Raw genomic sequence first — 17063 nt, 5'->3', positions numbered from 1 at the left:
TGGAGAAAATTTATGAATAAAAAATTAATCGCTTCTTTGTTAATTTCACTTATGTGTATATTTAGCATAAATGCATTTGCTTCTGATACCCAAAGTGGGACAGAAACTCAAACAAAAACTAAAGAGTATCACTCTAAAACTATTGGGCAACTAGTAGTTTCTTTTTTTAATACTACAGGTATTAATGCTTTAATTAATCCAAGTGATGATGTTATGACTTCAGAGCCAAATTCTGCTCATGAAAGACCCATGACATTTTTTGAACAATCATTTGGTAGAATTATAATGTTTATCATTTGTTTTGTACTATTTTATCTAGCAATTGCAAAAGGGTTTGAACCTTTATTACTTCTTCCTATTGCTTTTGGTGGATTATTAGCGAATATTCCTTTGGCCCACATGGGTGGTGAACATGGGATGTTAGGAATTATTTATAATATGGGAATAGCAAATGAATTTTTCCCACTATTGATTTTTATGGGTGTTGGAGCAATGACAGACTTCTCACCACTTTTAGCTAATCCAAAAGCTGCCCTACTTGGTGGTGCCGCACAATTTGGTATTTTTGGATCACTTGTTGGTGCAGTTATGATAGGATTTGACTTACAAACTGCATCTGCTATTTCTATTATTGGTGGAGCTGATGGTCCTACATCAATTTTTATTGCAAATAGACTTGCTCCTGAGATGTTAGGTGCAATTGCTGTTGCTGCATATTCTTATATGGCATTAGTTCCTGTTATTCAACCTCCTATTATGAAAGCTCTTACAACTGATGCTGAGAGAAGAATTAAAATGCCAAAATTAAGAAAAGTACATAAATTAGAAAAACTTTTTTTACCTATTTTGATTTTAATGCTCGCTGTTTTAGTACTTCCAGAATCAACTCCTTTAATTGGTGCATTTGCATTTGGAAATTTCTTAAAACAATCAGGAGTTGTTGAGCGACTTTCCGATACAATGCAAAATTCTTTAATTAATATTGTAACTATCTTCTTAGGTTTAGGAGTTGGTTCAAAATTAGCAGCGGATAAATTTCTAGTGTTAGATACATTAGGGATTATGGTTATTGGATTATTGGCATTTTCTGCAGGTACTGCAGCTGGTGTACTTATGGCTAAACTTATGAATAAATTTAGTTCTGAAGATAATCAAATTAATCCATTAATTGGAGCAGCAGGTGTTAGTGCTGTACCAATGGCAGCGAGAGTTGTTAGTAAAGTTGGTCAGGAATATGACAGATCAAATGTGTTATTGATGCATGCGATGGGTCCAAATGTTGCCGGTGTTATTGGTTCTGCAGTAGCGGCGGGTGTATTATTATCAATATTTTAATTTATTAGGAAAAAAAGAATAATGTCTGATATTAGAAGCCAATTAGGTTTAGAAAACGTTCAAACTGTATATAGAAACAGTGATGTAGATTTATTAATTAATCATGCAGTAAAAAATGAAGGTGCGCAAATATCTTCAACTGGCGCTTTAATGATTGATACTGGTATTTTTACTGGTAGAAGTCCAAAAGATAAATTTTTTGTAAATCAAGATCCTTCAAACAAATATATAGCTTGGGGTGATATAAATAGTGCTGTAACAAAAGATGTTTACGATGATTTATTATTAACTGCAAAAAAGCAGTTAAGCAATAAAGATTTATTTGTTACTGATGTATTTTGTGGTGCTTCTATTGATTCAAGAAGATCAGCTAGATTTATTACAGAAATAGCTTGGCAAGCAAATTTTATACAAAATATGTTTATAATGCCTGACGAATCAGACTTAGATGGGTTCGCTCCTCAATTTACAGTATATAATGCGTGTAAAACAATAGATAAATCATATATGAGCCATGGTCTTCACTCTGAAGTTTTTGTGGTATTTAATGTGGAAGAAAATATTGCAATCATTGGTGGTACTTGGTATGCTGGTGAGATGAAAAAAGGTCTTTTTTCTATGATGAACTATTGGCTTCCTTTAGAGGGAAAATTACCAATGCATTGTTCTGCAAATATTGGCGAAGATGGTGATACAGCTTTATTCTTTGGACTTTCTGGTACTGGGAAAACAACATTATCAACTGACCCTAAAAGAGCTTTAATCGGTGATGATGAGCATGGTTGGGATGATAATGGAGTTTTCAATTTTGAAGGTGGTTGTTATGCTAAAGTTATTAACCTATCTGCAGAACATGAGCCAGAGATTTATGGAGCTATTAAAAAAGGTGCAATATTAGAAAATGTTGTTGCTGATGAAAAAGGTGTTGTAGATTTTACTGATGGAAGTAAAACTGAAAATACAAGAGTTTCTTATCCTTTAAGTCATATCGAAAATCATACACCTGATATGAAGGGTGGACATCCCAAAAATATTATTTTCTTATGCGCTGATGCATTCGGTGTTTTACCTCCTGTTGCAAAACTTACCAAACAACAAGCAATGTACTATTTTCTAAGTGGATATACTGCAAAAGTTGCAGGAACAGAAAGAGGTATTACAGAACCAGTTGCTACTTTTAGTTCATGTTTTGGTGAAGCATTTTTACCTTTAAATCCAACTATTTATGCGGCACTTTTAGGTAAAAAAATTGATGAACATAAAGTAAATGTTTATTTAGTAAATACAGGATGGACTGGTGGTCCTTATGGTATTGGTACAAGAATGAGTATTAAAAATACAAGAGCTTGTATAAATGCTATTTTAGATGGTTCTATAACTGAAAGTGATTTTGAAACACTTCCAGTATTTAATTTAGCTGTTCCAAAAACACTTGATGGTGTTGAAACAAGAGTATTAAATCCTAGACATACTTGGGAAGATACAGAAGCTTATGATGAAATGTCAAAAAAACTTGCAGGAATGTATGTTAAAAATTTCAAAAAATATTTGACATTAGAAAGTGATTATGATTTTACAGCAGCTGGTCCACAATTATAAAAATTTGTAATTTTTATTAAAAAAGGGAGATGACTTTATCATCTCCCTTTTTTTATTTAAGGATAAAATAATGGAATTTAAAAGTATTTTAAAAGATATTGAGAGAAAATGTTCTAAAGTAGCATACTTATGTGCTGTTCATATGATTGATGAGAAGTTTAATAATAAAGATATAGAAAGTATCTCTTTAAAAGATTTTTTTATTGATTATGAGAATTATGAAATTTTTTTAAATGATTATGTAAATGTAATATATAATAAATTTGATTCATCAAAAGAGGAAGTTTATAATGAAATTTGTAGTTTTTTTGAAGAGACGCCTGATAATGAGTATCTTTTTTTATTTAGGTTAAAAAAACTTTCTAGCCAAAATCCATTAAGTTATATGAATATTGAAGATGAAGATACAAGAGCTAGTTCTATATTAAAACTTGAAAATAAGATAAATATAATTGAATCTTCTACATATTATAAAGAAAATGAAAAAGAATTAAGTGAAGATATTATAAAGATAAAAAAATCACTTGAAGTGGTTAAAACAGTAGCAGGGATAAAATAAGTCTCCCTACTACAACTTTTTAGCCCTCTATTTGAATCTCTTCAACAATTTCTAAACCAAAGCCTGTTAGACCTACAAATGAGTGCTTCCCACCACTTGTTAGTAGTTTTATATTTTTGATATCAAACAAGTTAAGTATTTGAGCACCTATTCCATAATCTTTTTTTGATTCTGGATGATTCATAAATTCATTAAGAAAAATTAAAATACCATTCTTTGCTTGTAAGAAATTTATTGTTTTAATCATAGAATTCAATTTATCATCATTTAAAAATAGTTGAATATCTGGAATTACTGAATGAAATTTAACATGTGTTGTATCTTCAAAATCTCCAAATATAATTGCAGTATGTACATTATTTAAATGATCCTTGAATTCTTTTTTTATAACTTCTTTTCCAAAAAAGTTTATATTTGTGGAAGAAACTTCTTCTACTAATATTTCATGTGATAATCTATACTCTACTAGATCAGAGATATAGATTTGTTTTAGATTATGTTTTTGAGCAAAAATATCTAAATCATCTCTTCTTGCCATTGTTCCATCATCTTTCATAATCTCACAAATAACAGCTTCACCATTAAACCCTGCTAGTTTACATAAATCTATAGAACCTTCTGTGTGACCTGTTCTAACAAGAACTCCCCCATCTTTTGCAATTAGAGGAAAAATATGTCCAGGTTTTACTAATTCTTTTGTATTACTTACTGGATTTGCTAATATTTTAATAGTATCATCTCTCTCACCTGCACTAATACCAGTACTTGCACTTGCTGCATCAACTGAAACTGTAAAAGCAGTTTCATAAGATGAAGTATTTGCTGCAACCATTGGATTTAGTTCTAATCTATTTGCTGTATTTTTAGTAATAGATACGCAAACAAGACCTTTCGCATGACTTGCCATGAAATTTACTTTTTGTGGAGTAGATAATGCTGCTGCATAAACTAAATCACCTTCATTCTCTCTATCTTCATCGTCTAACATGATTACCATGTTACCTTTTCTTATCTCTTCAATAGCTTCTTGTACTCTTTTAATTGCTGACATTTTAAATCTCTTTTAATTGTTTTTTATATATAAGTGATTATATCAAAATATATAAAAATAAATATTAATTATCTTGACAAAAATGTAAAAATTTACTATAATTCCCATCTCAAAAAATTGGGGTATCGCCAAGCGGTAAGGCCTCGGCTTTTGGTGCCGATATTCGCAGGTTCGAATCCTGCTACCCCATCCAAAATTTTATTGGCGCGGAATAGAGCAGTCCGGTAGCTCGTCGGGCTCATAACCCGAAGGTCGTAGGTTCAAATCCTGCTTCCGCAACCAATTATTACTAAAAAAAACTTCTTATTAACTCTTTATTAATTAAAATGTATTATCATCTAAATAAAATATAAAAGAGTATTTAAATGAAAAAAATTGAACAAATTATTCCAACACTTAAACTTATTTATTTTGACTATGATTATAAAAAAAACATATTTTTAAATGAAGTAGATTATATTAATGAGAATATAAAAAAAGAATTTTTTAAAATTACTTATGTACTTTCAAAAAATAATATAAGATTTGATATTCTCGAAAATAATAATATGATAGTAATTAATAAAAGGTTTTCTATTTTTGACAGAATTAAAAATAAAATAAAAAATAAAATTGAAGATTATAATAATTCAAAAGAAAATATCTATCTATTGAATAATCAAAAGAGAAAATGGGCAAAAAACATTCCTTTATTTGAAATAAAATATTTAAAAAAAGATATAAATCTTACAAAATTTGATGCTTTAGTATTTAGCTCAAAACATGGTGTTATGGGTATTGATAAAGTTAATAGTGATTGGAAAAATATCCCTTCTTATGTTATTGGCAAAGAAAGTGCAAAAAAAGTTAAAGAATTAGGCGGATATATTAATTTTATTGCAAATAAAAGTAATACTTATGAATTTACAAATGAATTAGTATGTGAATTAAAAAATAAAAAAGTTTTGTATGTAAGAGGTAATAAAATTACATCAAATATATCAGATGATTTAAATAAAAATGGTATTTTATCAGAAGAAGTAATTCTCTATGAGAACAATTACATAGAGCCTTTGGTAAAAGAGGTTTTGCCTAAGAACTCAAAGATTATATTCTCTTCTCCTTCTACAGTAGAATACTTTTTTAAGACATTTAAATGGCATCACAGCTTTAAAGCAATATCAATTGGAGAAACAACATTAAAGTATTTTCCCTCTGATATAAAACCAATACTTTCAGATAAGGCTTCTTTGAGCTCTTGTATAAAAAAAGCAATACTTTTATAAATACAACAAAATAGGACTAAATTAATATGAAAAAAATATATATTGCTGGATTTGATGTTTTTAAACAAAACTCTATACAAATAGGTAAAACTTATTCTATTCTTTGCAAAAAATATGATTATGAAGGATTATATCCCTTAGATAATGTTGTTGATTTTAACCAAAGCAAACAAAAAATAGCACAAGATATTTATAAAGCAAATGTTGAATTAATACATCAATCAGATATCGTTATTGCAAATTTGAATCAATTCCGTGGCAAAGAGGCTGACTCTGGAACAATTTGGGAATGTGGTTATGCAAAAGCTTTAGGAAAAGATGTTTACGGTTATATGCAAAACAATCAAAGTTATTTGGATAGTTTTAATGAAAATGAAAAATATCTTCATAATAGTGCATATGTAGATAATGACAATATGATTATTGAAGATTTTGATTATTCTATAAATTTAATGATTGCATGTAGTGTAGAGAAGATTATATTTGGTGATTTTGAGGATGTTTTAAAGTATATAAATAATAAGTAAACATATTTTAAACTATTTAGTTGCATATTAGTTTCTATTAAAGCATTAATTAATTTAAATTTTATAATAATATATTATTTAAATTAAGGAGAAAAAATGAAAATCATTTTGATGCTAACGCTGTTTTGTTTGGCTTTATTTGCAATTGACATAAATAAAGCTTCTGTTGAGGAATTAAAAACTCTAAATGGGATTGGAGATAAAAAAGCTGAATCTATTGTTCAATATAGAACTCAACATAAATGTTTTAAAAATAAAGATGACCTTCTAAATATAAAAGGTATAGGAAAAGCTCTTTTAGAAAAAAATGAAGATAAAATCTCATTTTCTGCTTGTAAATAATAAAATAGAGTGAATTTTCACTCTATTTTAAAAAAATCACTCATACTTTCTTAAAAAAAGATTAGTTTGTTAATCTTCTGTTAACTAATGGATAATAAAATAATAAAATAACAAATTTAAATAAAGTAATAACATGAAAGATATAAAAACACAAATCGATTCACTTAACTTAGCCTACTATGAATTTGACAATGAAAATAAGGTTTTAAAATTTGATTATGATAATGAATACGAATTAGCTAAAAGAGAATTAATAAAAATAACTTACACTTTAACAAAAAATAATATCAAGTTTGATTTTTTACCAAATAAATATATTGTTTTATATAAAAAATTTACTCTACTTCAAAAAATGTCTTTAAATATTTTATTTAAAATAAATAAAGACTATAAAATTTATTTACCATACTTTTAATAGTAAAACAACAAAGTAAACTAACTACTTTGTTGCATCATGAATAGCTTCTTTTGTCGCATCATAGGCATCAGAAGTGTCTTTTTTAACACCATTCCATGTAGCACATCCACTTAATACAACAATAAATGTTACCAATGTGATAAGAGCTAAAAATTTTTTCATTTGTAATCCTTATATTGTAATCTCTTTAATATCTGCAATATTTCTAAAAGCCTGATAAACAAGTCCTATTAGATTTTTTCTATTTGTTTTTATGTTTTCATTTTCATGATTTACAAAAACATTATCGAAAAATTTATCTAATTTTGGCTTTAAAGAAAATAGGGCATCAAGTTCTTCTTCATAAGAATTATATTTTTTATTTATTAACAGAGTATAAGTTTCATATAAATTTTTTTCTTCTTCTTGTTCAAATAAAGATTCATCAACACTTAATAAACTATTTATATTAATATCTTTAATGATATTTGCTACTCTTTTAAAGGTCGTTGATGATTCTTTAAAATCATCGCTTAATACTATTGGATTAAGAGCACAAATTTTTTGAGAAATTTTATAAATATCCCCTTCTCTACTCCCTAATACGGCTTTTATTACAGATGGGTTTACATCAAATATTTTAAATAATCTTTCATTGAAAAATTCAATTAATTTTTCTTTTTTTAATCCATTGTAAGTATCTAATAAATTATCAATTATATTTGAAAGATTTACTTCAACTTTGTGTTCCATAGCAATTTTTACAATACCAGCTGCTGCTCGTCTTAGTCCAAATGGATCTTTTGAACCAGTTGGAATCTTACCAACACTGAAAAGCCCCATAAGATTATCAAGTTTATAAGAAAGTGCCACTATTGCTGAAAATTTATTTGATGGTAAGTCTGAGTCTTCACCATCAGGTAAATATTGTTCTTTTAAAGCTGTAAAAACTAACTCATCTTCACCTGCAGCTTTTGCATAGTAATATCCCATAAGTCCTTGTAATTCAGTAAACTCATAAACCATTTCAGACATCAAATCAGCTTTTGAAAGCATCACTGCTTTAGTTAATAACTCTTTTTCTTTTACTTCAAATATTTGGGCTAAATATGAAGCTATTTTTACTTCTCTTTCACATTTTTTATACATAGAACCTAGTCCATCTACGAAAACTAGATTTTTCAAACCTTCATTTGATAATCCATTATTTAAATCATTTTTATAAAAGAACATAGCATCTGATAATCTTGGTCTTAAAACTTTTTCATTTCCAGCAACTATAAAAGAGAAATCTTCTGTTTTAGAGTTTGATACAACAATAAAGTTATTTGATAGTTTTCCATCTTTATAAACTGCAAAGTATCTTTGGTGTTCTTTCATTGAAGTTACAATTACTTCTTCTGGTAACTCTAAAAACTCTTCATCAAAACTACCCAATAGAGCTGTTGGGTATTCTGTTATTGCAACAATTTCTTCTAATAGTTCAGGATCTATATCTATTTTTAAATTGTTTTGTGATTCTATATCTTTCATTTGATCTAAAATAATCTTTTTTCTATCTTCTGGATATAAAATTACTCCATTTTTATCTAACTTACAAAAGTAATCTCCTGCAAAATCAAAACTAAATGGTTCATAAGACACCATTCTATGAGCAAATGATTTATTTGAACTTTTTACACCATAAAGTTCACCTTCAACTACTTCTTCACCCAACATAAGAATAAGACTTCTAATAGGTCTTATAAAGCTATCAGTTCTACTTGCCCATCTCATAGATTTTCCAAAGTCAAGGGCATTTATAAATTCATTTATCATGTCATTTAATAAATCTTTAGAAGATTTACCTTTTTCTTCTTTTTTAAAGTATAAAACTTCATCTTTTCCATTATTTATTGTTTTGATATCATCTACATCTATTCCACATTTTTTTGCAAAACCAATTGCTGCACCTGTTGGTTTTCCATCTTTATATGCAATTGTAACAGGAGCTCCATATTGTTCAATAGTTGTATCTTCTTGCGTTAAATTAAATTCTCTATGCCAAAGAACCAACCTTCTTGGAGTATAAAAAAAGTCAAAATCAGTTGATAATTTAAATTTTTCTAAAATATCACTCCATTTTTTTTCAATATTTGGTAACTCTTTTAAAAATGGTATAGCAGGCAGTTCTTCAACACCTATTTCAATTAATAATGGTTTATTCATTTTTCTCTTTTTCCCTTTTCTCGATTTCTTCTAATTTTTTTGTATGTTTTCCAATTTGTTGTTTATTGAAGCCTCTAATAAATCCAAAAACTATTATTACAAAAGCTATAATAACTATTATATCAAGTATATCTTTCATGTTTATCCTAACAAATTTTTATATATTGCACCATCAATTTTATTCATGGCTACTATTTCAAGTTCATCACTAGATTCAATTATTGTTAATATTTTAGAATCAAACATATAATTTTCAGCAATATCTTGAATAGTTTTATCTAGAGGTTTATTACATATAATATACTTAGCATGTAAAGCATTTGCATAAAGTGCTTCTTTTAATGTATGAACAATAACTCCTATAAACAAGTTATTTTCATAAGAATATTTTAGATAATTTTCATTAAAATCAAATAAAATAGTAGAATTTGCTTTTGTATTTGTTATATTTTCAAGTTTATTTATAAATGAAGTCTCTTCATATGGTACTAAAGCATCGCCAAGTATTATCATTGTAGACACTCCTTTGAACAGTAGTATTTCCCATTACTTAATATGGCTTCTTTTTTTGAGACATAAGTTTTGCAAGTGGGACACTCTTCCATTATATCTGAGATAGATTCTTCTCTTTTTGTCTTTTTATTGCCGATTTCACTCTCTCTTCTTTTTTTAAAAAATAGAATATAAACAATAAATAAAATAATAAGTACTGCTAATGCTTTAAATACCATTACTTGTTTCCTTTATTTATATATAAGTAATTTCTTTTTTCATCTTTTTTGATTATTTCATAGTTATGTATTTTTGCTTCTTCAAGTTCTGATTCAAGCATACTACCTTTATAAAATAAATAAGATGTATTTTCACTTGAAATATCTTTTGTTAAGTCTAATAATAAAGAAGTATTCGTAACTGCTCTTGAAGTGATTAAATCAACTTTAATATCTTTTACATACTCTACTCTATTGCATAATATCTCTACATTATCCAATTTTAGTGAGTTTTTAATAAAATTTAAAAAAGCAACTCTTTTTGCTCTAGGTTCTATTAAATAAAATTTAATATTAGGTCTTGCCATTGCTAAAATAAGCCCAGGATAACCAGCTCCTGTTCCTATATCTGCAACAGTTTTATACTCTTTTATAAATTTTAAAACATAAATAGAATCATATATATTCTTTTCTATTTTCTCATCTTCTAATTCAGCTGAAAGATTATGTACTTTGCCCCAATGCTGTAAAGTCTTTTTAAACTCTTCACATTTTGGTAAAAAATCTTCTTCTAAATTTAACTCTTTTAAATTATTTATTTTCACTATAGCAAATGCCCCATTTCTTCTTTTTTGACTTTTAAATAGTCTTTATTATTCTCATTTTCTCCCACAACTACGGGAATTCTTTTTACAATTTCTATATTAGCTAAACTTTCAATTTTATGCGGATTATTTGTTATTAAATTTATTTTTTTGATATTAAATTTATTTAAAATATATTCTACTATTTCATAAGTTCTTTCATCAGCTTGAAAACCTAATTGATGATTTGCTTCAATTGTATTAAATCCCTTATCTTGTAGGGCATAAGCATTTACTTTATTAAGTAAACCTATATTTCTTCCTTCTTGTCTTAAGTATATAACCATACCACTATTTTTATTTATATAATCTAATGAGAAATTTAATTGGGCTTGGCAATCACACTTTAATGAGCCAATTGCATCTCCTGTTAAGCATTCTGAATGTACTCTTACATTTACAACATCACCTAAATTTTTTGAAAAAATTACTAAATGTTCTTTGTGATGTTCTTTAAAAGATTGTATTTGAAAATTACCATGTGTTGTTGGTAAATTTGCAATATTTGATTCTTCGATATTCATATCTTTTTAAACCTTAAACTGTTAAAATGGTGCAGATTATATCTAAAAGAGGTAAATAGAATGTTTAAAAGATTAAGAAGATTAAGAATTAATGAAAATTTAAGAGCACTAGTGCAAGAAACAAACCTAAGCCCAAATGATTTTATATATCCACTATTTGTAGTTGAAGGAAATGGTATTAAAACTGAAGTTGCATCTATGCCAGGTGTTTTTCAAATGAGTATTGATGAGATTTTAAAAGAGTGTGAATATATTCAAAGTATAGGTTTAAATTCAATTATTTTATTTGGTATTCCAGATGTTAAAGACTCTGTAGGAAGTGAATGTTTGTGTGATGAAAGTATAATAGCAAGAACAATAAGAGCTGTAAAAGAGAAGTTCCCTACTATGTTTGTATCTACTGATTTGTGTTTTTGTGAATATACAGACCATGGACATTGTGGAATACTTGACCCCAAAACTCAAACAGTTGATAATGATAAAACATTAGAAATATCTGCCCAACAAGCTCTTGTTCATGCACGTGCTGGTGCTGATATGATAGCTCCTAGTGGAATGATGGATGGTATTATTGAAACTTTAAGAACTGCTTTAGATGAAAATGGATTTACTGATTTACCCATCATGGCATATTCTACTAAATTTGCAAGTGCTTATTATGGTCCATTTAGAGATGTTGCTGATTCAACTCCATCTTTTGGTGATAGAAGATCTTATCAAATGAATCCAGCAAATAGAAGAGAAGCTATTGAAGAATCAATTCAAGATGAAAATCAAGGTGCAGATATACTTATGGTAAAACCAGCATTAGCATATTTGGATATTGTAAGAGATATTAGAAATAGTTCAAATCTACCATTAGCAGTTTATAATGTAAGTGGAGAATATGCCTTACTTAAAAATGCAGGAATTGCTGGGTTAATTGATTATGAAAGAACTATGATGGAAACTTTAGTGTCTTTTAAAAGAGCGGGTGCTGATATTATTATTTCATATCATGCAAAAGAAGCTTGTGAGCTTTTAAATAGAAAATAAAATGAGCCAAACTTATCAAGAGGCAATTGAAAATTCAAATATAGTATCAAAAACTGATATTAATGGAATAATAACTTTTGTCAATGATGAGTTTTGCAAAATTTCTGGATATAAATATGAAGAATTAATTGGTTCAAATCATAATATTGTAAGACATCCCAATATCCCAAAGAGTAACTTTACTCTACTTTGGGATACTATTTTAAATAAAAAACCATACAAAGCTACAGTTAAAAATCTCACAAAAGATGGGAAAACTGTTTATTTAAATACTACGATTACTCCTATTTTAGATGAAAATGATGAAATAAAAGAGTTTATTGCTATAAGATATGATGTAACAGAAGAAGTTGAATTAAAAAAAAGATTAGAAAAAAAAGAAATAGAGTTAGAAGAATTAAATAAAGATTTAGAAAATAGAGTTTTTTATAAAACAAAAGAGTTAAAAGAATTAAATAAAACTTTGGAACATAGAGTAAAAGAAGAAATTATAAAGAATGAAGAGAAACAAAAACTTCTATTTCTACAATCAAGAATGGCAAGTTTAGGTCAAATGTTAGGAAATATTGCTCACCAATGGAGACAACCTTTAACTGAGCTTAATCTTACACTTTTTAATATGAAAAAGTTCTTTAATACAAATGAAAAAGAGAAACTAGATGAGCTTTATATTGAGAGCAAAAATTTGATATCTAGTATGTCTTCTACAATAGATGATTTTTCAAACTTTTTTAATCCACAAAAAGATAAAAAAAGTTTTGAGATAAAAAAAGCAGTTGATGAAGCTATTTTAATTTTGAAGAAAGTTATAAAAGATATAAACTTAAATATAGATGTACCATTAAATTATCAAGTTTTAGGTGTATTAAATGAACTTACTCAAGTGATTATTAATCTAATTCAAAACTCAAAAGATGCCTTTATACTTAACCATACAGATAAAAAAATTATACAAATAAAGTTAAGTGAAGAAAAATTTTTAGGCAAAAAATATGCAAAGCTAGAAATAATAGATAATGCAGGTGGAATTAGTAAAGATAACTTAGATAAAATATTTGACCCTTATTTTACAACAAAACATAAAAGTCAAGGTACAGGATTGGGATTGTTTATGTCAAAAATGATTATTGAAAAAAGTTTAGAAGGTGAGCTAATTCATAAAAACTTTGAAAATGGTTCTAATTTTACAATTTTTATCCCCTTAAATAATTAGGAAGAATATGAAAGATAAGTTATTAAAATATTTAAAAATACTAATAGTTGAAGATGAAAAAAGATTAGCTCAACTTTTAAAAGATGCTATAAATGATTATTTTTTCTCTGTAATTATTGCTAAAGATGGTAAAGAAGGTTTAAAAAAGTTTAAATCATTTAAGCCTGATATTATAATAACTGATATTATGATGCCACTTTGTGATGGTTTGGAAATGACACAAAAAATAAAAGAGTTTGATGAATCAATTCCTATTATTGTATTAAGTGCTCATTCTGATAAAGACAAGTTATTAAAAGCTATTGATATAGGAATAAATAAATATTTAATTAAACCTTTTGATCCAGAAGAACTTATCGAGCATATTAGGAAAATAGCACCTAAGATAAATAAACAAAAAAGAGTACGATTAAAAGAGAATTTTACCTTTGATAATAATACTATGACTTTGTATGAAAATGGAAAAATTGTAAATATTACAAAGCGAGAAAAGGATTTTCTATATTTATTAATCAAGAATCAAAATACTATTGTAAGTCCTGAAGAAATCAAATCTACACTTTGGAGTGATGAAGTAAGTGATGAGAGACTTAGAACTTTTATAAAAAGATTAAGATTAAAAATGTCTAAAGATATTATTGAAAATGTCTTAGGTCAAGGATATTTAATTTCTCCATTGAATAGTTAAACTATTTTGTATAAGTTCTTCTTTATTTATATCTCTTTGTTTTTGAATATTTCCAATATTTGAACTAGTTTGTAAAAAATTTTGTAAATAGTATGTATTTTGATATCCCAAATTAGTAAGTATATTTATCATATTGTTTAGATCATTTTCATCTAACAAGCTTGAATTAACTGTAGTTCTAAGTTCAAAAGTGAAATTAATAGTTATTAAATATTTTATTATATTAATAAACTTAGTGTATGCATTTATACCTGTTATTGTTTTGTATTTATATTTTGGTGCTTTAAAATCAATTGCCATATAATCTATAAGTTTTTCTTTTGTGAGTTTTTCTATTAATGTAAAATTTGTGCCATTTGTATCTAATTTTATTTTAAATCCTAATTCTTTTATTTTTTTGCAAAAATCACTTAAATCATAAAGTGTAGCTTCTCCTCCTGATAAAACAACAGCATCAAGCATCCCTACTCTATTTTTCAAAAAAGTTAAAATATCATTTAAAGTGTAATTACCATTTTTAGAAAATACAATATCATCATTATAACAATACTGACATCTCATATTACACCCTTTAAACCAGATTACACAAGATAAATATCCTGTGTAATCTGTAGTTGTAAATTTTGTAAAATCATAAACAATTTTTTGATTCAACAAATTTGAGTCTTTCTTTATGTTCACCTTTTTTACCTATATTAAAGCTTTCAACTGGTCTATGATAACCCATAACTCTAGTATAAACTATACATTTTGTTCTTTTTTCACTATTTTTTTTAAGCAATTCTTGATAATTCATCTTTAATCTCCTGTTTTAAAATTTCTTCATCACATTTTGGACAAAATTCATGTTCTCCACTTATATAACCATGTTTTTCACAAATAGAGAATAAGGGAGTAACTGTTATATATGGAAGCCTAAAGTTTGTAAGTACATTTTTTACAAATTTTCTACAAGCTTCAACAGATGAAATTTTTTCATTCATGTATAAGTGTAAAACTGTTCCACCTGTATATTTACATTGAAGGTCATCTTGTAGAGTTAATGCTTCAAAAGGGTCATCAGTATAATTTGCTGGAAGTTGAGAAGAGTTTGTATAGTAGATATTTTTATCAAATCCAGCTTGAATGATATCTTTAAATCTTTTTTTATCTTCTTTTGCAAATCTATAAGTTGTACCCTCAGCTGGTGTTGCTTCAAGATTATATAGATTACCAGTCTCTTCTTGATATTGAATCATTTTATCTCTCATAAAATCTAATATTTGGATACAAAAATCATTTCCAATATCTGAAGACATATCAACTTTATTAGAAAAATAGTTTTTTAACATTTCATTCATACCATTTACACCAATAGTTGAAAAGTGATTATTAAATCCTTTTAGATACCTTTTTGTATATGGGAAAAGACCCCTTTCATACATATCTTGAATAAAAACTCTTTTTTTCTCTAATGTAGATTTTGCTAAGTCCATTAACTCTTCTAGTTTTTTAAGTAGACTATTTATATCTCCTTTATACAAGTATCCCAGCCTAGCCATATTGATAGTAACGACACCAATACTTCCTGTCATTTCAGCACTTCCAAATAAACCACCTCCTCTTTTAAGAAGTTCTCTTAAGTCAAGTTGTAATCTACAACACATACTTCTAACATGACCTGGTTTATAAGCTTTTTCATTTGGAATTAAATTTCCATTTTCATCTTTGACATATTGGCTACCCACAAAGTTTTGAAAATATGAACTTCCAATCTTTGCTGTATTTTCAAATAATAAATCTGTATTTTCACCATACCAATCAAAATCTTCAGTGATATTTACAGTAGGAATAGGAAAAGTAAAAGGTTGACCTGTTTTATCCCCTTCTGTCATTATTTCATAATAGGCTTTATTTATAAGATTCATCTCATTTTGAAAATCTTTGTAGGTTAACTCTTCAAATGAGGTATAACCTTTAATTCTTAGTTTTTTTAAAAGAATTTCATCTTCAAAGTCTTTAAAAAGATGTTTCTGATTTCGTGTTGGAATTTGATCTTTTAAATCATTTGGAACAGTCCAATCAATAGTGACATTTGTAAAAGGGCTTTGTCCCCAACGCGCTGGAACATTTAGATTATAAATAAAACTTCGAATAGCTTTTTTTATCTCTTTATATTCTAAGTTATCTTTAAATACATAAGGAGCTAAATAAGTATCAAAGCTACTAAAAGCTTGAGCTCCTGCCCACTCACTTTGTAATATTCCTAAGAAATTTGCCATTTGTCCTAAAGCTTCTCTAAAATGATTTGGAGCAGTGCTTTCTACTCTTCCTCTAACCTGATTAAATCCTTCATCAAGTAAAATTCTTAAACTCCAACCTGCACAATATCCACTTAAACAATCCAAATCATGGATATGATAATCAGCATTTCTATGTGCATATCCCTCTTTTTTAGAGTATATTTTATCAAGCCAATAATTTGCAATTATTTTACCTGCACTATTATTTATAAGACCAGCATGTGAATATCCAGTATTAGAATTAGCATTTACTCTCCAATCACTTTTTAAAATATACTCTTCCACAGTTTGTGTTGAGTTTATAAAAGTTGTATCTTCACTTAATCCTAAAACATGCTCTCTTTGAAGTTTATGAGTATGTCTATATACCATAAATGACTTCATTACTTCATAATAATTAAAATTATAAAGTTCTTTTTCTATAATATCTTGAATATCTTCTACAAATAATTCTTCAATTAATCCTAATTTATTAACAACATTAAAAAATACTCTTTCATCATAATTTACTTGTACACTTTTAAATGCCTTTTTAATTGCATCTTTTATTTTATAAGATTGGTATTCCTCTTTTTCTTTATCCCTTTTGAATATATATTTATCCATTTTCTTCCCTTAAATCTAATAAGCAAAGTTTAAGTAATATTGTCTTAATTTGTCATTACTTAAAAAGTCACTAAAGTG

Annotated in this window: 21 protein-coding genes and 2 tRNA genes; 12 read left to right on the top strand and 11 right to left on the bottom strand. The window is 27.1% G+C overall.

From position 1 onward, the window contains the following. Positions 1-12: 12 nt before the first annotated feature. The 3 genes from ACNI3D_RS08940 (at position 13) to ACNI3D_RS08930 (ending at position 3493) form a co-directional block, all read left to right on the top strand. Positions 13-1335: a sodium ion-translocating decarboxylase subunit beta gene (locus ACNI3D_RS08940; RefSeq protein WP_129099273.1), complete on the top strand. Its 1323-nt coding sequence runs from the start codon at positions 13-15 to the stop codon at positions 1333-1335. 21 nt (positions 1336-1356) lie between these two features. After that, positions 1357-2934, top strand: coding sequence for a phosphoenolpyruvate carboxykinase (ATP) (gene pckA, locus ACNI3D_RS08935; protein ID WP_419766749.1), 1578 nt, complete (start codon positions 1357-1359; stop codon positions 2932-2934). 70 nt (positions 2935-3004) lie between these two features. Continuing rightward, entirely contained in the window at positions 3005-3493 is a 489-nt protein-coding gene (locus ACNI3D_RS08930) for a hypothetical protein (protein ID WP_129099271.1), read from the top strand. 19 nt (positions 3494-3512) lie between these two features. Here the strand turns inward: ACNI3D_RS08930 and ACNI3D_RS08925 are convergent, their stop codons facing one another. Then, complete coding sequence (locus ACNI3D_RS08925; protein WP_419766748.1) at positions 3513-4544, bottom strand: bifunctional 3,4-dihydroxy-2-butanone 4-phosphate synthase/GTP cyclohydrolase II; 1032 nt, start codon at positions 4542-4544, stop codon at positions 3513-3515. Positions 4545-4662: 118 nt separating this feature from the next. Here ACNI3D_RS08925 and ACNI3D_RS08920 point away from each other — a divergent pair. From ACNI3D_RS08920 to ACNI3D_RS08895, 6 genes are all read left to right on the top strand, one after another. Beyond that, positions 4663-4737 (top strand) — tRNA-Gln (locus ACNI3D_RS08920). A 12-nt stretch (positions 4738-4749) separates the two neighbouring features. Next, positions 4750-4826 (top strand) — tRNA-Met (locus tag ACNI3D_RS08915). A gap of 83 nt (positions 4827-4909) precedes the next feature. Continuing rightward, the gene (locus ACNI3D_RS08910; RefSeq protein ID WP_419766747.1) at positions 4910-5809 is read left to right on the top strand and encodes a uroporphyrinogen-III synthase; all 900 of its coding nucleotides are present in this window, start codon (positions 4910-4912) and stop codon (positions 5807-5809) included. Between the two features lie 26 nt (positions 5810-5835). Beyond that, entirely contained in the window at positions 5836-6336 is a 501-nt protein-coding gene (locus tag ACNI3D_RS08905) for a nucleoside 2-deoxyribosyltransferase (protein WP_419766746.1), read from the top strand. A 96-nt stretch (positions 6337-6432) separates the two neighbouring features. Further along, positions 6433-6678: a ComEA family DNA-binding protein gene (locus ACNI3D_RS08900; RefSeq protein WP_419766745.1), complete on the top strand. Its 246-nt coding sequence runs from the start codon at positions 6433-6435 to the stop codon at positions 6676-6678. A gap of 133 nt (positions 6679-6811) precedes the next feature. Further along, complete coding sequence (locus ACNI3D_RS08895; protein WP_129099246.1) at positions 6812-7093, top strand: hypothetical protein; 282 nt, start codon at positions 6812-6814, stop codon at positions 7091-7093. 24 nt (positions 7094-7117) lie between these two features. Here the strand turns inward: ACNI3D_RS08895 and ACNI3D_RS08890 are convergent, their stop codons facing one another. From ACNI3D_RS08890 to ribA, 7 genes are read right to left on the bottom strand one after another with little or no spacing between them, the layout of a single operon-like run. Then, the gene (locus ACNI3D_RS08890) at positions 7118-7258 is read right to left on the bottom strand and encodes an entericidin EcnAB (protein ID WP_129099245.1); all 141 of its coding nucleotides are present in this window, start codon (positions 7256-7258) and stop codon (positions 7118-7120) included. Between the two features lie 9 nt (positions 7259-7267). Then, positions 7268-9283 (bottom strand): glycine--tRNA ligase subunit beta, encoded by a 2016-nt coding sequence (glyS, locus tag ACNI3D_RS08885; protein ID WP_419766744.1) that lies wholly within the window; start codon positions 9281-9283, stop codon positions 7268-7270. Then, the gene (locus ACNI3D_RS08880; RefSeq protein WP_419766743.1) at positions 9276-9422 is read right to left on the bottom strand and encodes a hypothetical protein; all 147 of its coding nucleotides are present in this window, start codon (positions 9420-9422) and stop codon (positions 9276-9278) included. The genes glyS and ACNI3D_RS08880 overlap by 8 nt, the downstream gene beginning before the upstream one ends. A gap of 2 nt (positions 9423-9424) precedes the next feature. Continuing rightward, positions 9425-9796: a hypothetical protein gene (locus tag ACNI3D_RS08875; protein ID WP_419766742.1), complete on the bottom strand. Its 372-nt coding sequence runs from the start codon at positions 9794-9796 to the stop codon at positions 9425-9427. Further along, entirely contained in the window at positions 9793-10014 is a 222-nt protein-coding gene (locus ACNI3D_RS08870; protein ID WP_129099242.1) for a PP0621 family protein, read from the bottom strand. Before ACNI3D_RS08870 ends, ACNI3D_RS08875 begins: the two co-directional genes overlap by 4 nt. After that, positions 10014-10598: a 16S rRNA (guanine(527)-N(7))-methyltransferase RsmG gene (gene rsmG, locus ACNI3D_RS08865; protein WP_129099241.1), complete on the bottom strand. Its 585-nt coding sequence runs from the start codon at positions 10596-10598 to the stop codon at positions 10014-10016. The genes ACNI3D_RS08870 and rsmG overlap by 1 nt, the downstream gene beginning before the upstream one ends. Further along, positions 10598-11161, bottom strand: a complete 564-nt coding sequence (gene ribA, locus ACNI3D_RS08860) for a GTP cyclohydrolase II (RefSeq protein ID WP_419766741.1) — start codon at positions 11159-11161, stop codon at positions 10598-10600. Before ribA ends, rsmG begins: the two co-directional genes overlap by 1 nt. A gap of 60 nt (positions 11162-11221) precedes the next feature. Here ribA and hemB point away from each other — a divergent pair, with 60 nt between their 5' ends. Genes hemB through ACNI3D_RS08845 form a run of 3 tightly spaced genes read left to right on the top strand, consistent with a single transcriptional unit; the run spans position 11222 to position 14097 of the window. Continuing rightward, positions 11222-12196: a porphobilinogen synthase gene (gene hemB / locus ACNI3D_RS08855; protein WP_129099239.1), complete on the top strand. Its 975-nt coding sequence runs from the start codon at positions 11222-11224 to the stop codon at positions 12194-12196. A gap of 1 nt (position 12197) precedes the next feature. Next, entirely contained in the window at positions 12198-13409 is a 1212-nt protein-coding gene (locus ACNI3D_RS08850; RefSeq protein WP_419766740.1) for a PAS domain-containing sensor histidine kinase, read from the top strand. Between the two features lie 7 nt (positions 13410-13416). Further along, positions 13417-14097, top strand: coding sequence for a response regulator transcription factor (locus ACNI3D_RS08845; RefSeq protein ID WP_419766739.1), 681 nt, complete (start codon positions 13417-13419; stop codon positions 14095-14097). Here the strand turns inward: ACNI3D_RS08845 and ACNI3D_RS08840 are convergent. Genes ACNI3D_RS08840 through ACNI3D_RS08830 form a run of 3 tightly spaced genes read right to left on the bottom strand, consistent with a single transcriptional unit; the run spans position 14074 to position 16985 of the window. Then, complete coding sequence (locus ACNI3D_RS08840; RefSeq protein WP_129099236.1) at positions 14074-14751, bottom strand: anaerobic ribonucleoside-triphosphate reductase activating protein; 678 nt, start codon at positions 14749-14751, stop codon at positions 14074-14076. The two genes, ACNI3D_RS08845 and ACNI3D_RS08840, sit on opposite strands and share 24 nt — an antisense overlap. Next, a complete protein-coding gene (gene nrdD / locus ACNI3D_RS08835) occupies positions 14729-14893 on the bottom strand; it encodes an anaerobic ribonucleoside-triphosphate reductase (RefSeq protein ID WP_129099235.1) in 165 nt (54 codons plus the stop codon). Before nrdD ends, ACNI3D_RS08840 begins: the two co-directional genes overlap by 23 nt. Beyond that, a complete protein-coding gene (locus ACNI3D_RS08830) occupies positions 14871-16985 on the bottom strand; it encodes a ribonucleoside triphosphate reductase (protein WP_129099234.1) in 2115 nt (704 codons plus the stop codon). Before ACNI3D_RS08830 ends, nrdD begins: the two co-directional genes overlap by 23 nt. Between the last annotated feature and the right edge of the window lie 78 nt (positions 16986-17063).

Source organism: Arcobacter siniprincipis (SeqCode) (genome assembly GCF_048571125.1).
Classification (GTDB): Bacteria; Campylobacterota; Campylobacteria; order Campylobacterales; family Arcobacteraceae; genus Arcobacter; species Arcobacter siniprincipis.
This window is presented reverse-complemented; position numbering and strand designations above follow the sequence as displayed.

What these genes read in the sequence shown, in the direction of transcription:
- ACNI3D_RS08930 (WP_129099271.1), top strand. Translation starts at nt 3,005, where the DNA reads ATGGAATTTAAAAGTATTTTAAAAGATATTGAGAGAAAATGTTCTAAA.
- ACNI3D_RS08875 (WP_419766742.1), bottom strand. Translation starts at nt 9,796, where the DNA reads ATGATAATACTTGGCGATGCTTTAGTACCATATGAAGAGACTTCATTT.
- ACNI3D_RS08890 (WP_129099245.1), bottom strand. Translation starts at nt 7,258, where the DNA reads ATGAAAAAATTTTTAGCTCTTATCACATTGGTAACATTTATTGTTGTA.
- pckA (WP_419766749.1), top strand. Translation starts at nt 1,357, where the DNA reads ATGTCTGATATTAGAAGCCAATTAGGTTTAGAAAACGTTCAAACTGTA.
- ACNI3D_RS08910 (WP_419766747.1), top strand. Translation starts at nt 4,910, where the DNA reads ATGAAAAAAATTGAACAAATTATTCCAACACTTAAACTTATTTATTTT.
- hemB (WP_129099239.1), top strand. Translation starts at nt 11,222, where the DNA reads ATGTTTAAAAGATTAAGAAGATTAAGAATTAATGAAAATTTAAGAGCA.
- ACNI3D_RS08870 (WP_129099242.1), bottom strand. Translation starts at nt 10,014, where the DNA reads ATGGTATTTAAAGCATTAGCAGTACTTATTATTTTATTTATTGTTTAT.
- ribA (WP_419766741.1), bottom strand. Translation starts at nt 11,161, where the DNA reads ATGAATATCGAAGAATCAAATATTGCAAATTTACCAACAACACATGGT.
- ACNI3D_RS08940 (WP_129099273.1), top strand. Translation starts at nt 13, where the DNA reads ATGAATAAAAAATTAATCGCTTCTTTGTTAATTTCACTTATGTGTATA.
- ACNI3D_RS08905 (WP_419766746.1), top strand. Translation starts at nt 5,836, where the DNA reads ATGAAAAAAATATATATTGCTGGATTTGATGTTTTTAAACAAAACTCT.
- ACNI3D_RS08880 (WP_419766743.1), bottom strand. Translation starts at nt 9,422, where the DNA reads ATGAAAGATATACTTGATATAATAGTTATTATAGCTTTTGTAATAATA.
- ACNI3D_RS08900 (WP_419766745.1), top strand. Translation starts at nt 6,433, where the DNA reads ATGAAAATCATTTTGATGCTAACGCTGTTTTGTTTGGCTTTATTTGCA.
- ACNI3D_RS08895 (WP_129099246.1), top strand. Translation starts at nt 6,812, where the DNA reads ATGAAAGATATAAAAACACAAATCGATTCACTTAACTTAGCCTACTAT.
- ACNI3D_RS08850 (WP_419766740.1), top strand. Translation starts at nt 12,198, where the DNA reads ATGAGCCAAACTTATCAAGAGGCAATTGAAAATTCAAATATAGTATCA.
- nrdD (WP_129099235.1), bottom strand. Translation starts at nt 14,893, where the DNA reads ATGAATTATCAAGAATTGCTTAAAAAAAATAGTGAAAAAAGAACAAAA.
- ACNI3D_RS08925 (WP_419766748.1), bottom strand. Translation starts at nt 4,544, where the DNA reads ATGTCAGCAATTAAAAGAGTACAAGAAGCTATTGAAGAGATAAGAAAA.
- glyS (WP_419766744.1), bottom strand. Translation starts at nt 9,283, where the DNA reads ATGAATAAACCATTATTAATTGAAATAGGTGTTGAAGAACTGCCTGCT.
- ACNI3D_RS08845 (WP_419766739.1), top strand. Translation starts at nt 13,417, where the DNA reads ATGAAAGATAAGTTATTAAAATATTTAAAAATACTAATAGTTGAAGAT.
- ACNI3D_RS08830 (WP_129099234.1), bottom strand. Translation starts at nt 16,985, where the DNA reads ATGGATAAATATATATTCAAAAGGGATAAAGAAAAAGAGGAATACCAA.